Here is a 14,349-nt window from a genome sequence, read left to right on the forward strand (position 1 = left end):
GTGTACTGCAATTATAGGAGGAAATGAAGTGGGATTAAAAGAGAAAGCAATAGAAATGTCGGAGATTTATAGGAGAAATCCGAAGATCGAAGCTATTATTTTAGCTGGTTCAGTAGCTAGAAAGTTAGAAGATGAACATTCGGATATAGAATTACATATATTATGGTCAACGCCACCAGAGGATGAGGATCGTAAAGGGCCTATTCATCATATTGGTGGAGCGATTTTGTCATATCATCCTTATGAGGAAGAAGAATGGTCGGAAACATATTTGACAAAAGAGGGAATTAAATTAGAAATTAGTAACTTTTTAACAGAAACAGTAGAGAAAGTTATTTCGGATGTGGTGGATCAATATGATATAAGTTATGAAAAACAATGTATAGTATCATCCATTCATGACGGTGTTAGTTTGTATGGAGAAGAGAAAGTGAATGAATTAAAAGATAGAGTGGTATCATATCCAGAAGAACTTGCGGAACAGATGATTTCAGAAAATCTTTGGTTAAGCAATCGCTGGCATAATCGAGAGGCACTTTTAAAACGAAAAGACTGGCTTATGTTATATGATGTTATTTGTGAAGTACAAAGAAATATATTGGGGGTCTTATTTGGTTTGAACCGAATGTATGTGCATCACCCGGCGTTTAAATGGATGCCGAATAATGTGGAACGAATGAGCATTAAGCCTGAAAACTTATATGAGCGTATGGCGAATACGTTAATAGGGAAACCGGAGTATAGTGTACAGGAGTTAGAAGTGTTAATCGAAGAGCTATTACATTTAGTAGAACAATATGCTCCAGAATTACATATTGCAGAACAACAAAAGCGTATTCAATATGCGAAGTGAAAAAAAGGGATGTAACAATGCGTTACATCCCTTTTTTATTTGACTAATTTACCTAGTACAGGTAATCGCTGAATCCTATCACCGAGAATATGTGAAGCCAGTCCGCTCGTTAGGACGAATAAAAGGTAAACAATTCCTCCTATAGTGCCGCATATAACAACAATGAGAAGTGATTCCATATAAGATTGTCCAGGAATTAACCATTTTAAAATAGCTTTTAAAGCAATTACAACAGCAGACATTGCTGCGGAGTAAATCGTAATAAGGAGTACTGTTTTTGCTGTTTCGCCAATTTTAAATTTCGCAAATTTAATGATGCAGTACAGCATAATAACATTGGAAACGAGGTATCCAAGAATTGTTCCAAGTACAGCACCGTGTCCGCCAAATAAATGTAAGAGCGGTGTATTTACTAAAACTTTAACGAGAATCCCGACTGAGAAAGCAATCATCGTTTTTCTTTGATAATCGATTCCTTGTAAAATAGCTGCTGAAACTGTGAAAATCGCACTTAATATAGCAGAAGGTGCAAATGAAATTAAATATTGTGATCCACCAAGTGCAATTTCAGGATTTACATAAACCATACGGAATGCATCATAAGCGATACTAGCAAGACCGAATGCAGCTGGAATAGTGAAGAATAACAAGACTTGAAATATCTTTGCAATTTGTTCTTGTAATTCTTCTAATTTCCCGCTTGTATAAGATTTTGTTATAGCCGGAATGATCGTTAATGAGAATCCGGTTGCAAGTGAAGCTGGAATCATAATTAACTTTTGGGCATAGTTCGTTATATAAGCGAAAACTGCATTCGCTGTTTCTAAAGGCTCTCCCATCGCTCTAAGGACATCAGCTACAGTATATTGATCTACTAACGTATAGAGCGGAATTGCAATGCCGACAAATACAATTGGGATTGCATATCGAAGTAATTCCATATAAATATTTTTTAATGGGATATTCGATGCCCTGGACTTTAATTCTCCTTCGGGAGGCTTTAATCTATTATATTTTTTCCAGTACATCATTAAAATCGAAACGCTGGCAAGTGCCCCAATAACAGCGCCAAACGTAGCAACTGCAACAGAAGAGGCGACTGAACCCCCTAATAGTTTTGAAACGATAAAACTACCAACTAAAATGAAAACCACGCGCGCAATTTGTTCTACGACTTGAGAAACGGCACTTGGTTTCATATGTTGAAAACCTTGGAAATAACCACGTGTAACACTCATAGCTGGTACGATAATAAGTGCGAAACTTAATGCTCGCATCGTAAGTGTTACGTCAGCGATAAATTGTGGATCCGGCGTTTTTGAGCGAATAATAAATTGTGATATGTACGGTGCTCCAATAAATAAAGTTAAAAACCCTAAAAAGCCCATAAACATCATTAATTTTACGCTTGAGTTGTATAATTTTTTGCTTGTACTATAATCACCGAGTGCATTATGTTTTGCAACAAATTTGGAAACGGCAATAGGAATACCAGCAGTTGAGAAGCTTAATAAAATACCGTACCAAGAGTATGCATATCCATATAAAGCAACCCCTTGTGTTCCGACTAATAATTGAAAAGGGAAGAAGTATATAAAACCTAATATACGTGAAATCATTGTTGCACCACTTAATAAAGCAGTACCTTTTAAAACTTTTGAAGTAGACAAAATTCTTTCCTCCTACTCGTGCTGTCTTGCATTCATCGTATACTACTATAAACCTGTTAGAGTAGTTAATATAGTATGGAACATAAATATTCTAATATTATTCATTTAAAAGTCATATTTTACATTTTTAAATAGAATGTAATACATAAAAATTCAAAATATAAGTTGACACTATTTTTAATGTATGATAAAAATGATAGTAATCAATTCGGAAAATAATATTTGGGCAATGAAAGGGTATAGTAGTGAATATCTCCCTATTTCAGAGAGCTGATGGTTGGTGTGAATCAGTATATAGATTATTCATGAAGTTCGTCCTGGAGCATCTTTCATAAATCTCACATTATGAGGAAATGAAAGACGGTAGTTTATACCGTTATCAAATAAAGTGGTGAAGATTGTTTCACAACTAGGGTGGTACCGCGATATTTATCGTCCCTACGTATTTACGTAGGGACGTTTTTTATTTAGGTCTTACTTTGTTGTGGCTTCATAACTAGGGTGGTACCGCGATAATTTATCGTCCCTACGTATTTGCGTAGGGGCGTTTTTTATTTAGGTCCTAACTTTGTTGTATCTTCATAACTAGGGTGGTACCGCGATATTTTTGTCGTCCCTACGTATTTACGTAGGGGCGTTTTTTATTAGTAGGGAGGAAGTGAACGTATTAGAAAAGAGTATGGATAGAACAATATAAATACCGAATTGTAACAAAGAAAAAGAGATAGAGAGGAGATTAATAAATGAATTCACAGCAATGGACATCGAAATTAGGTTTCGTATTAGCTGCAGCAGGTTCAGCAATTGGTCTAGGGGCGATTTGGAAATTCCCGTATATGGCCGGAATTGGAGGTGGCGGCGCGTTCTTCCTTATTTTCATCGGTTTCACATTATTAATTGGTTTACCGCTATTATTAGCTGAATTCGTAATCGGAAGAAGTACACAAAAAGAGGCCGTTGATGCATATAGAGAAATCGCACCAAAAACACTATGGCCATGGTTAGGGAAATTAGGAATTGTAACTTGTTTCATATTACTTTCTTTCTACAGTGTTGTAGGAGGTTGGATTTTATTATACTTATGGAATGCAATTACAGGTAGACTATGGGAAGGGAATGGAGCATACGAAGCTACGTTTGGTGAAATCATTTCCAATCCGTATTTAGCAGTTGGATCACAGCTATTATTCATCCTTATTACTATTTTCATCGTAAGTAAAGGTGTACAAAATGGTGTTGAAAAAGTAAATAAATATTTCATGCCAGCACTATTCGTTTTATTCTTTGTATTAATCGTTCGTGCACTTACATTAGACGGTGCTGGAGAAGGGGTTCGTTTCTTCTTACAACCTGATTTCTCAAACGTAACATCAGAAGTCATTTTATACGCAATGGGGCAATCATTCTTCTCCCTATCTGTCGGTGTAGCTGTTATGGTAACGTATAGCTCTTACTTACCGAAAGAAGAAAGTTTACCGCGTTCAGCATTTTCTATCGTTGCTTTAACATTAGTTATTACATTACTTGCAGGACTTGCAATTTTCCCAGTTGTGTTCGCATTTGGAATGGAACCATCACAAGGACCAGGACTATTATTTATCGTACTGCCAGCTATTTTCAGCAAAATGGCATTCGGCAAATTATTCTTCATCGTTTTCTTATTACTATTCTTCTTTGCGACTATTACTTCAGCAATTTCGATGTTAGAAATTAGCGTTGCATCTTTAACTGCAAAAGGTAAAGGGAAACGTGAAAAAATGGCTTTAATCGTAGGATTACTAATCTTCGTTGTTGGAGTACCATCAGCATTATCATTTGGTATATTAAGTGATCTGAAGATTTTTGGAAAGACAGTCTTTGATTTAGCGGATTATGCAGTTAGTAACGTACTAATGCCACTTGGTGTTTTATTAGTTTCTATCTTCGTTCCTTTAAAAATGAAGAAAGATGTATTAATGAAAGAGCTTGGGGTAAGTAAAAATAAAGGCTATAAATTATTCGTATTATGGCTATTCTTACTTCGCTTTATCGCACCAATTGCGATTATTATCGTATTCTTAAATGTACTTGGCATTATTTAATAAAGAAAGGTGGCGTATCATTTTATGATACGCTACCTTTTTATTTTGCTCTTTTTTGCAGTTCGTTTACCGTTACGAACTGATAGCCCTTCTTAGATAAAGAATCTAAAATACCTTCAATGGTCTGTAAATTTTCATTAGAATCATCATACATAGAGTGCAGTAAAATGATAGAACCTGGTTTTACATTTTTATTAACATATTTAATTTTATCGGCGGCAGATTTATAAAAAGTATCAGGTTCAAGGTCCCATGTGATTGTTTCAATATTATTTTTATTTAAATAATAGGGCAGGCTAATTAGCTTTTTTCCGTTTGGTGGTCTAAAGTCAATTGCGTCTGTAAATCCCGTTTGGCGGATTAATGAATTCGTTTTTTCTATTTCTTCTTTAATATAAGAAGGTGTTTTTAAAACCATTCTGTTATGAGAGTATGTATGGTTTCCAATTTGGTGTCCAGATTGGACGATATCTTCTCCTAACGATAGGTTTTTCTCTAATTCATTTCCGATTAAAAAGAATGTAGCTTTTGCATTGTATGTATCTAGTAGCGGTAATATTTGTTTTACATTGTTCGTAGGGCCATCATCAAAAGTTAAAGCAATCACTTTTTCATTTGTTTCTACTCTGTTTGTTAAATCTCCAAACAATTGAAAACTTCTTGCGTTCATCAATTTGTATGTTCCAAATAATGCTACAGTAATAATGAATAATGTAACGATTGTAATGATTATTTTCTTGTTCATAAAGCAACCTCACTATATTTTTGGATTGGACTAAAAAGTATTATATCAAACTAAGTAATTTCATGCTTTAAAAAGGATGTGGATGCAAGGGAAAGAAATTTATCATATAATAAAATGCAAAAGGTATATTAGGAGGTGTTTAAATGGCGATTATAATTCAATTGCCGGACACTGCAACGTCTCATGCAAAGCCAAGTATGGAAATGGCGATACTTTGCGTGAGGTAGACAAGTAATATACAATCGCCTAAATGAGCTCGTATCATTTTTTATATTTGGCTTTGCACCTTATTGAAATGAATTATAAAAAATAAGGGGCGAGCAGAAATGAAATACGTTAAAGCTGCGACGGTTTTACCAGAAAGTTTAATTATTGAAATTCAAAAGTATATACAAGGTGAAACAATTTACATTCCAAAACAGGAAACGAAACATTATAAATGGGGTACACGATCTGGAGGAAGAAAACAACTAGATGAAAGAAATAAAGCGATTAAAGAAGCGTTTAAAAGTGGGATTTCTGTTCATCAACTTGCAGAGGAGCATTTTCTTTCCGGCGAAACGATTAAAAAGATCGTGTATTCTAAATGAAGATAAAAGAGTCTAGTTCAAATATTATTTTGAACTAGACTCTTTTTGCTTTGTATCTATTGGATATATTGCGTATGAGCGGGAAAGATAATAGAAAAATATGCCGTTTTTTTACTAAATAGAAAATAGAACATTTGAGTGAAAAGCAGAAAGGTGAGCGTATATGAATCATTTAGGACAAATAACGATAGAACTATTTTTTGGTTTTTTTGTGCTATTGATTGCTACTAAAATATTAGGGAAGACACAAATATCTCAGTTAACACCATTTGATTTTATTTCTGCCATTGTTCTCGGAGAATTAGTCGGAAATACTATATATGATCCGAAAATAAAAATATGGTCTATTTTATATGCAGTACTTGTATGGGTAGTGTTAATCTATTCAATAGAAGTGATAACACAAAAATTTAGAGGGACGAGAAGTTTTTTTGAAGGCTCACCTTCAATCATTATCCGTAATGGATATATTGATCGGGAACAACTAAGTTCAAATCATTTGGATATTAATCAACTACAACAAATGCTTCGGCAACAAAAAGACATATTTTCAATCAGAGAAGTTGAATATATGATTTTGGAACCTAATGGGAACATAAGCGTTTTGAAGAAAAGTAAATACGAATCACCCACTATAAATGATTTAGGTTTAAAACATAAGCCTGTATACTTACCGATTTCATTAATTAGTGACGGAAAAGTAGTGAAAGATAATTTGAGAGAAGCTGGTTTTGATGAAGGATGGCTGTATAAACAAATAAAGCAAAAAGGGATTACTAAATTTGAAGATGTATTATATGCAGAATGGAAAACAGACGATGGTTTCTTTTGTCAGGAAATGAAGCGGTAGAACATAATCGAAGTATGTAATATTCGTTTCTAAGTTATCTTTTACATATCAAAAAGCTGAATCTTTGTATACAATAAAACTAGATCAACAATTTGTATGGAGTGATAAAGATGGAAGCTTTTATTAGAAGTGATCAATACAATTTTATAAAATCACAAGCTTATATTTTAGCAAATGGGCATGCAACGGCAAATGATAGAGGTGTCATTCAAGCGTTAAAATCACTTGCGATTGAAAAGATAATACATGTATTTGAGAATTTAACGGATGAACAGAAAGAGTTAATTGATACGGTATTAACAGTTCAAAATAGAGAAGATGCAGAATCGTTTTTAATGAAAATAAATCCGTATGTCATTCCGTTTCAGGAAGTTACAGCGCAAACATTAAAAAAGTTATTTCCTAAAGCGAAAAAGTTAAAACTTCCTGATATGGAAGAACTGGATATGAAAGAATTATCTTATTTAAGCTGGATTGATAAAGGGTCAAGCAGGAAATTTATTATAGCGAAAAATGATAAAAATAAGTTTGTTGGTCTGCAAGGTACGTTCCAAAGTTTAAATAAAAAAAGCATTTGTTCATTATGTCATGGGCATGAAGAAGTAGGAATGTTTTTAGTTGAAATTAAAGGTGATGTACAAGGAACTTTCGTTAAAAAGGGAAACTATATTTGCAAAGATGGTGTAGCTTGTAATCAGAATATGAAATCACTTGATAAATTGAACGATTTTATTGAACGATTGAAGAAATAAAAAAGGAGCCTCTAGTATTGAAACTGGAGGTTTTTATTTTTTGAAGAAGTAATAATAGGCTTCTTTTATAGTTGTAAATTTATAAAAAAAATCGGGTCATTTATAATGAAATTAGATAAAAATATCTATTTGGATACAGTTGCTTATATGCAAGGAGGTAAAACATGAATTACGAAGAGATATTAAAAGTGAAACGGTGGCCTAAAGGTACGATAGCGGCAGGTCGTGGTCATACAGTTGCGCTTAAATCGGATGGCACAGTTGTGGCAGTGGGGCGAAATAAAGAAGGAGAATGCAATGTAAGCAGTTGGTGTGATATTGAAGCAGTCGCAGCTGGCAATGTTCATATGGCGACGAACACGGGTAATGCTCATACAATCGCTCTGAAAAGTGATCATACTGTGGGAGCGGTGGGATGGAATAAGCATGATCAATGCGGCGTAAACGACTGGAATAATATTGTATCGGTTGCGGCAGGATGGCGTCGTACGATTGGCCTTAAACCGGATGGAACCGTAATAGCGGTAGGCCGAAATAAAGAAAGAGAATGTAATATAAATAGCTGGAGAGATATTGTGGCGGTCACGGCAGGTGACTGGCATACAGTTGGTCTTAAATTGGATGGAACGGTGACGGCAGTAGGTAATAATCGATATGGCCAATGCAATGTAAGCGAATGGAGGAGGATTGTGGCGTTGGCAGCTGGTTATCTTCATACTGTTGGTTTGAAATCGGATGGCATAGTGATGGCGGTGGGTAATAATAAACTTGGTCAATGCGATGTAGGCAGTTGGAGAGATATTGTGGCAGTAGCTGCAGGGAGTAATCATACAATCGCTCTTAAATCAGATGGTACTGTGGCGGCAGTAGGATGGAATGAGTATGGTCAATGTAATGTAAGTGATTGGCGCGATATTGTAGCGGTAGCAGCTGGTTGTGCGCATACGGTCGGTCTTAAATTAGATGGCACGGTGGTAGCGGTAGGTGATAATACATACGGTCAATGCGATGTAGGTAGTTGGCGCAACATCCGATTGCCTGGCAAATAGTTAATGTACAACAAATCATTAGTAATATTATTCTATTTTAGGAGTAATTATGGAATAGAACATGTACATAAGACTCCCTTTTCAAAAGGGTGTCTTATTCTTTTCCGTAAATGAAGGTCTAAATGGAGTTTTTAAACAAATTTTATTTCAAAGCTACAGTAGAAGAGATAAATAAGACATAGGAGAGCTGAAGAAATGCTTAAAAAATTTTTGCTTTCTTTACCGGATGTTTTACTTGTATGCGTTGTTCTCTACATAACATACACAACTACTCTTAGTTTTGGACAGATGTTAGTAATTTCAATTGCAATCGGAATCATCGGTGGTCTTGTTATAAGAATTTGTAAGGATGTATTCACGTATATAAGATGGACAATTAAACAGAGGAAATCTTGAACATATTGATAGCTATGAGGAGGAGATGAAATGACTAAGAAAAAGAGTAGAGTGAAAAACGAGATAGCACTTTGGACATTAACAGTGGTTGTTCTCATCATTGTATGGTACTTTTTTCAAAGATAAAAATGCATCGCACTTAAAAAGTACGATGCATTTTTATTATTTTTTTTGCCAATTTTCTTTTATAAAGTCTTCACGCCCAGATTCCTTTTGCTCAGTAGCATATTTCTCTGGGTTCTTTTTATAGAAATGTTGATGGTATTCTTCAGCCTCATAAAAAGGTGCAGCCGGGCGAATTTCAGTTACGATTGGCTCTTTAAACATACCGCTTTCTGCAAGAGCTTGTTTTGATTTTTCAGCAAGCTCTTTTTGCGTTTCGTTATGATAAAAAATAGCAGTGCGATAAGATGGACCACGGTCAAAGAATTGTCCGCCATCATCAGTTGGATCGATTTGTGGCCAATATAAATCTAGTAATTTTGCATATGGAAAAATAGAAGGGTCGAATGTGATTTGTACAACTTCTAAATGACCAGATGTACCGGCTTTTACTTGTTCATATGTTGGGTTTTCTACATGACCACCTGCATAGCCAGAAAGTACTTTATGAATACCAGGTAGTTCATCAAATGGCTTTACCATGCACCAAAAGCAACCGCCTGCGAAGGTTGCGAGTTCGTATGTTTTTTCGGACATTGTTGTAATCCTCCTAAATTTATATGTTTTATATAGTATTATACAATCTTTTTTATTGCGCAATAAAAAAGATTTAGAAGTAAAGAAAAATTGAAATATATTTCTTTATAAAGTCTTTAAAATTCCTTCAAAGTTTCTTTTTTTCTGAGTGTTATTATGTAAATCGAAGTGAATATGTGAGGTGATAGGTAATGAATCCACGTATGAAAATTAATAGTTTACAACAAAAAATGAAAGAGAGACTAATATGAAAAAGGAATTTATACAAAGCGATTTAAGAAATATATTGATTGCGGCATGCTTACTATTAGGGTTAGTTATTTTTGGATATTTTTTAATAAATAATTACCCAGGTACAAATGAAAAAAAGAAGTTAACAGATGCAACATCTACTTCAGAATCAATTACATCTATTGCTGAGTCAGATGCCAAAAAAAGGGTTACAAAAACTTTTAATATTACGGCGAAAGTAGCAAGTTTAGATTTGGGAGATGGGAAAAAGGTAGATGCATGGACATTTGATGGAACATCACCGGGTACTCAAATTCGAGTGAAACAAGGTGAACGTATTGTTGTAAATTTGAAAAATGAATTGCCAGAACCCGTTACAATCCATTGGCATGGATTAGATGTTCCTGCGGCGGTAGACGGTGTTCCAGGTGTTACGCAAAATGCTATAAAACCAGGTGAAACATATACATACGCATTTAATGCTGATCAGGTGGGGACATATTGGTATCATTCACATCAAAAAAGTGCAAAACAAACGGAGCGGGGACTATTTGGAACCATTGTTATTGAACCGAATAAACCAGCTGTAAAATATGAAAAAGATTATACAGTGGCGATCCATGAATGGAAAACAGGAGACATAAAAACCCGTAAGCATAATGGCGAACAAGATAAAGATTGGGATAGCTATCCTAGCAATCATATTCGAAATGAAAAGGCGCAAACTTTAGAAGGACCGTTAATGATGCCAAGTAATGATCAACTCAAAGATTTATCTGATGGAGATGATTACGATGTATTTACATTAAATGATACAAGTGAGGGACTACGATTGGATGCAAAACCAGGTGAAACAGTACGCCTGCGCTTAATTAATGCTGGGAATAATACGCATTTAATGACATTAGTTGGGGCGCCATTTCAAATTATTGCATTAGATGGTCGTGATATAAAAGGTGGGGACGAGCTAGATAAAGCAATTCTTCCGATGGGAGCTGCACAACGTTATGACCTTGTTTTTAAAATGCCGGAAACAACGAGTGTAAAACTTATTAATGTGGATCCATCTAAGAAAATGAATAGAATGTTAACGGCGACTATTGGGAACGGTTCTTTGCCGAAAAAACCTATTGATATAAAGAGTTATCCATGGTTTGACTTTACGAAATATGGAGAAAAAGAAGTTGGCAAGTTTACGATAGATTCAAAGTTTACAAAGGTCTATGATATGGATTTGGCAGAAGGTGTGAAAGATATAAATGGACAAGAAAAATGGGTGTATACAATTAATGGAAAGACATCACCTGATATTCCACCTATTAAAGTAGAGAAAGGAGATAAAGTTAAGATTCACTTTAAAAATAAGGGGGAAGAAATTCATCCAATGCATTTGCATGGACATACATTCCAGGTTATTTCTAAAAATGGTAAACCAATGGAGGGAAGTCCGATTTACTTAGATACAGTTAATGTTTTTCCGGGAGAAGAATATGAAATTGCTTTAGAGGCAAATAATAGTGGACTATGGATGGTTCATTGTCATCATCTCGTTCATGCGGAAAAAGGAATGCATACGATGATGAATTATGAGGGGGTAACTACTCCATTTTCTACCGGAGATCACTCAGGTAATCATCCAGAATAATAATACGGAGGTTTTCATGCTTTATAGAATGATAGTATTTATTTTAACAAGTGTAAGTATATTTTTATTTTCTCATAGTAGTGTATTTGCTCATACAAGTGTTATAGGAATCACCCCGAAAGAGGGTGAGGTTCTTACAGTACAACCGGAACAGATTATTCTTGAATTTAGTGAACCAGTTACAGGAAATGTAGTCAATATTGAACTACTAGATCCAAGTGCAAAGAGAGTGCAAGTATCAAAGGTTGAAATATTAGATAACCCCACAAAAATAAAAGTGAAGATACCAAACTTAAATAATGGTACATACACAGTAAGGTGGTCTATGATATCTGCAGACGGACATCCGAGTGAAGGAGGCTATCCCTTTTCAATTGGAGAAGAAGTACAAACTAATGCAGTGGTAGAGGAGAATGTGAGTGGGAGTGGCTCAGTATTTTCAGATGTTATGATAGTAACACTACGCTATATTGTAGAGGGAATGATTTTAATTGGAGCAGGAGTAAAGTGGCTCGATATGTTTGTAAAATGTTATAGATTACCTTCCATATTGCAAAGAATGAAGAATATGAAAAAGATTTTCTTCTTTATACTTGTAGTAGGATTAATAGCCGAATTAATAGTATATAAGTCACTTATTCCGAAGGGGAGTTTACTTATTCATTCGCCATTTTCAGTTATTATTATGATTCAACTGCTATTATTAGTTCTTATGTCTTTGCAACATATGGGGAACGAATGGTATGCGCTAATTTGGGGATTTCTTGTTGCGAGTTTTTCTTTCACAGGTCATGTATGGATTACTAATCCAAATTGGGCAGCAGTTATAATTAGAATGATCCACGTTATGAGTATTGCAGTGTGGCTAGGAGCACTTATTTATTTAGCTCTTGTTATAGTGTGGACAATATTATACAAAATTACATTTGATCAAAAGCGTTTTCGTAAACATTTTAGTATTATTGCTGGTACTTCATTTATTCTAGCATTTCTTTCTGGGGAATTAATTGTGTTTTTACAGACGAGGAATTGGGTACTTGTTAATTTTAATTCAATATGGACGAACCTTTTAAATATAAAGATTCTTACTGTATGTATAATTACAATTGTAGCATGGAGACAAACGAAAACATGGGGTAACGATATTGGAACAGTTAATCGCCGTTTATTGCTCTTAGAAATTGTTCTAGCTATACTCGTATTATTAGCTGGTATTTGGATGAGTCAAGTTTCGTTTCCACTGAATTCTGTAATAAGCTAAAAATATAATGTTCATAGGAGTTCTGTAATGTCAATTCGTATTAGATTGCTGTTGTCGTATGTTGCGATGGTAATTATTCCAATCGTTTTTTGCGGTATAGCAGTTATGTTAATTAGTGTTACTTTATTTGGTGATATTCGTATTGCAAAAGCAATCATTGGTCTTAATCAAAATAGTCATTCTCTCATTGATAAAGAGCAGGAGGGTGCTATTCGTACAAAAGAAGATGAAGATGATATTTTTAGTAGGTTGAAAATTCTTTCATCGTATGCTCCAGATAAATTGGAAGATATAAATTTTTTAAAGGAAACTGATAAAGAATTAAACGATAATCAAGCAGGATTACTAATTCGAAAAAATGATGAGCTTACATATTCATCTCCATATTTTAAAATCTCTTCGTTTGATAAATACCTACCCGCATTTGAAACGGAAGGACAAAGAAAAGGAATGGATGTGAAAATAGAGGGTAATTCTTTTTACTATAAGCAATTTGATTACTACGATGAAGAGAAGGATAAGGTTAGTATTTTTGTATTTGAGTATGTAAATCCTTTAGAAGAAATGATTAGAGAATTTTTCCCGTATTTCGTATTCTCTTTAATACTTGGGTTAATTATTACGAATGGAATATTAACATATTTTATATCAAGGAGTATTATCAAACCATTGCATTCATTAAAGCAGGCAACGGAAAGAATTCAAAAGGGTGATTTAGATTTTCAAGTAAAGCCACTTGCGAAAGATGAAATAGGTGAATTAAGTTTATCGTTTGAAGAGATGCGTGGCAGGTTGAAGAAATCGGTCGAGTTGCAAATGCAATATGAAAAAAATCGTAAAGAGTTGCTTTCAAATATTTCTCATGATTTACGGACGCCAATAACGGCTATTAAAGGTTATGTACAAGGAATTAAAGAAGGTATCGCTCGAACTCCAGAACAATTAGATAAATATTTAACGATTATTTATCATAAAGTGTTTGATATGGATCAATTAATTGACGAGCTTTTTCTCTTTTCAAAACTTGATTTAAAAGAGGAACCGTTTCAATTTGAAGAGGTTGAAATTAATCAATACTTATCTGATTGTATAGAAGAACTACAGCTTGAATTACAGGATAAGGGAATTGTAGTGAGATGGGATGCTCAAAAGGATACTTCTATTTTGGTAAAAGGTGATCGTGAAAAATTACGTCGTGTTATTACAAATATCATTTGGAATAGTGTGAAGTATATGGATAAAGAAGAAGGATATATAGGAATTCGCATGAACGAATCTATTGATTATGTAACGATTTACATAAAAGATAATGGGGTAGGAATAGAAGAGAAGGCGTTGCCTCATATATTTGAAAGGTTCTATCGTGCAGATCATTCTAGAAATTCTAAAACAGGTGGAAGCGGACTTGGTTTGTCAATTGCACATCAGATTATCACACAACATGGTGGTGATATTTGGGTAGAAAGTAAAAAAGGTAAAGGAACGACGCTGGCATTTACATTACAAAAAATCAATTAGAAAAAGGAG

General features: G+C 34.4%; 13 protein-coding genes and 1 other annotated feature. Of the genes, 10 read left to right on the plus strand and 3 right to left on the minus strand.

What is annotated here, in order from left to right; translation table 11 throughout:
• Nucleotides 1-28 precede the first annotated feature (28 nt).
• Nucleotides 29-853: a DUF4037 domain-containing protein gene (locus PDL00_RS06950; RefSeq protein WP_270727969.1), complete on the plus strand. Its 825-nt coding sequence runs from the start codon at nucleotides 29-31 to the stop codon at nucleotides 851-853.
• Nucleotides 854-888: 35 nt separating this feature from the next.
• On the opposite strand, the gene PDL00_RS06955 is transcribed toward PDL00_RS06950, so the two are convergent.
• A complete protein-coding gene (locus PDL00_RS06955) occupies nucleotides 889-2,523 on the minus strand; it encodes a putative polysaccharide biosynthesis protein (protein WP_270727971.1) in 1,635 nt (544 codons plus the stop codon).
• 220 nt (nucleotides 2,524-2,743) lie between these two features.
• Nucleotides 2,744-2,966 (plus strand) — a binding site (T-box leader).
• A 300-nt stretch (nucleotides 2,967-3,266) separates the two neighbouring features.
• On the opposite strand from PDL00_RS06955, the gene PDL00_RS06960 reads away from it, so the two are divergent.
• The gene (locus tag PDL00_RS06960; protein WP_001088193.1) at nucleotides 3,267-4,604 is read left to right on the plus strand and encodes a sodium-dependent transporter; all 1,338 of its coding nucleotides are present in this window, start codon (nucleotides 3,267-3,269) and stop codon (nucleotides 4,602-4,604) included.
• A 40-nt stretch (nucleotides 4,605-4,644) separates the two neighbouring features.
• Here PDL00_RS06960 and PDL00_RS06965 read toward each other — a convergent pair whose 3' ends face one another.
• Nucleotides 4,645-5,349: a polysaccharide deacetylase family protein gene (locus PDL00_RS06965; RefSeq protein WP_242257422.1), complete on the minus strand. Its 705-nt coding sequence runs from the start codon at nucleotides 5,347-5,349 to the stop codon at nucleotides 4,645-4,647.
• Between the two features lie 326 nt (nucleotides 5,350-5,675).
• Here PDL00_RS06965 and PDL00_RS06970 point away from each other — a divergent pair, with 326 nt between their 5' ends.
• The 5 genes from PDL00_RS06970 to PDL00_RS06990 all read left to right on the plus strand — a co-directional run bounded on the left by PDL00_RS06970 (nucleotide 5,676) and on the right by PDL00_RS06990 (nucleotide 8,986).
• Nucleotides 5,676-5,939: a CD3324 family protein gene (locus PDL00_RS06970; RefSeq protein ID WP_242257423.1), complete on the plus strand. Its 264-nt coding sequence runs from the start codon at nucleotides 5,676-5,678 to the stop codon at nucleotides 5,937-5,939.
• Nucleotides 5,940-6,102: 163 nt separating this feature from the next.
• The gene (locus PDL00_RS06975; protein ID WP_242257424.1) at nucleotides 6,103-6,789 is read left to right on the plus strand and encodes a DUF421 domain-containing protein; all 687 of its coding nucleotides are present in this window, start codon (nucleotides 6,103-6,105) and stop codon (nucleotides 6,787-6,789) included.
• Between the two features lie 110 nt (nucleotides 6,790-6,899).
• Complete coding sequence (locus PDL00_RS06980; RefSeq protein ID WP_000387068.1) at nucleotides 6,900-7,541, plus strand: FusB/FusC family EF-G-binding protein; 642 nt, start codon at nucleotides 6,900-6,902, stop codon at nucleotides 7,539-7,541.
• Nucleotides 7,542-7,705: 164 nt separating this feature from the next.
• Entirely contained in the window at nucleotides 7,706-8,590 is an 885-nt protein-coding gene (locus tag PDL00_RS06985; protein ID WP_270727978.1) for an RCC1 domain-containing protein, read from the plus strand.
• A gap of 195 nt (nucleotides 8,591-8,785) precedes the next feature.
• Nucleotides 8,786-8,986: a hypothetical protein gene (locus PDL00_RS06990; RefSeq protein WP_270727981.1), complete on the plus strand. Its 201-nt coding sequence runs from the start codon at nucleotides 8,786-8,788 to the stop codon at nucleotides 8,984-8,986.
• Nucleotides 8,987-9,148: 162 nt separating this feature from the next.
• Here the strand turns inward: PDL00_RS06990 and msrA are convergent, their stop codons facing one another.
• Entirely contained in the window at nucleotides 9,149-9,685 is a 537-nt protein-coding gene (gene msrA, locus PDL00_RS06995) for a peptide-methionine (S)-S-oxide reductase MsrA (RefSeq protein WP_270727983.1), read from the minus strand.
• Between the two features lie 247 nt (nucleotides 9,686-9,932).
• On the opposite strand from msrA, the gene PDL00_RS07000 reads away from it, so the two are divergent.
• From PDL00_RS07000 to PDL00_RS07010, 3 genes are read left to right on the plus strand one after another with little or no spacing between them, the layout of a single operon-like run.
• Nucleotides 9,933-11,561, plus strand: a complete 1,629-nt coding sequence (locus PDL00_RS07000) for a multicopper oxidase family protein (RefSeq protein WP_270727986.1) — start codon at nucleotides 9,933-9,935, stop codon at nucleotides 11,559-11,561.
• A 16-nt stretch (nucleotides 11,562-11,577) separates the two neighbouring features.
• The gene (locus tag PDL00_RS07005) at nucleotides 11,578-12,822 is read left to right on the plus strand and encodes a copper resistance CopC/CopD family protein (protein WP_242253941.1); all 1,245 of its coding nucleotides are present in this window, start codon (nucleotides 11,578-11,580) and stop codon (nucleotides 12,820-12,822) included.
• Nucleotides 12,823-12,849: 27 nt separating this feature from the next.
• The gene (locus PDL00_RS07010; protein WP_270727988.1) at nucleotides 12,850-14,340 is read left to right on the plus strand and encodes a sensor histidine kinase; all 1,491 of its coding nucleotides are present in this window, start codon (nucleotides 12,850-12,852) and stop codon (nucleotides 14,338-14,340) included.
• Nucleotides 14,341-14,349: the final 9 nt, after the last annotated feature.

This window comes from Bacillus cereus group sp. TH152-1LC (assembly GCF_027710505.1).
Taxonomy (GTDB): Bacteria; Bacillota; Bacilli; order Bacillales; family Bacillaceae_G; genus Bacillus_A; species Bacillus_A mobilis.

What these genes read in the sequence shown, in the direction of transcription:
- PDL00_RS06985 (WP_270727978.1), top strand. Translation starts at nt 7,706, where the DNA reads ATGAATTACGAAGAGATATTAAAAGTGAAACGGTGGCCTAAAGGTACG.
- msrA (WP_270727983.1), bottom strand. Translation starts at nt 9,685, where the DNA reads ATGTCCGAAAAAACATACGAACTCGCAACCTTCGCAGGCGGTTGCTTT.
- PDL00_RS06980 (WP_000387068.1), top strand. Translation starts at nt 6,900, where the DNA reads ATGGAAGCTTTTATTAGAAGTGATCAATACAATTTTATAAAATCACAA.
- PDL00_RS07010 (WP_270727988.1), top strand. Translation starts at nt 12,850, where the DNA reads ATGTCAATTCGTATTAGATTGCTGTTGTCGTATGTTGCGATGGTAATT.
- PDL00_RS06965 (WP_242257422.1), bottom strand. Translation starts at nt 5,349, where the DNA reads ATGAACAAGAAAATAATCATTACAATCGTTACATTATTCATTATTACT.
- PDL00_RS06975 (WP_242257424.1), top strand. Translation starts at nt 6,103, where the DNA reads ATGAATCATTTAGGACAAATAACGATAGAACTATTTTTTGGTTTTTTT.
- PDL00_RS06960 (WP_001088193.1), top strand. Translation starts at nt 3,267, where the DNA reads ATGAATTCACAGCAATGGACATCGAAATTAGGTTTCGTATTAGCTGCA.
- PDL00_RS06990 (WP_270727981.1), top strand. Translation starts at nt 8,786, where the DNA reads ATGCTTAAAAAATTTTTGCTTTCTTTACCGGATGTTTTACTTGTATGC.
- PDL00_RS06970 (WP_242257423.1), top strand. Translation starts at nt 5,676, where the DNA reads ATGAAATACGTTAAAGCTGCGACGGTTTTACCAGAAAGTTTAATTATT.
- PDL00_RS07000 (WP_270727986.1), top strand. Translation starts at nt 9,933, where the DNA reads ATGAAAAAGGAATTTATACAAAGCGATTTAAGAAATATATTGATTGCG.
- PDL00_RS07005 (WP_242253941.1), top strand. Translation starts at nt 11,578, where the DNA reads ATGCTTTATAGAATGATAGTATTTATTTTAACAAGTGTAAGTATATTT.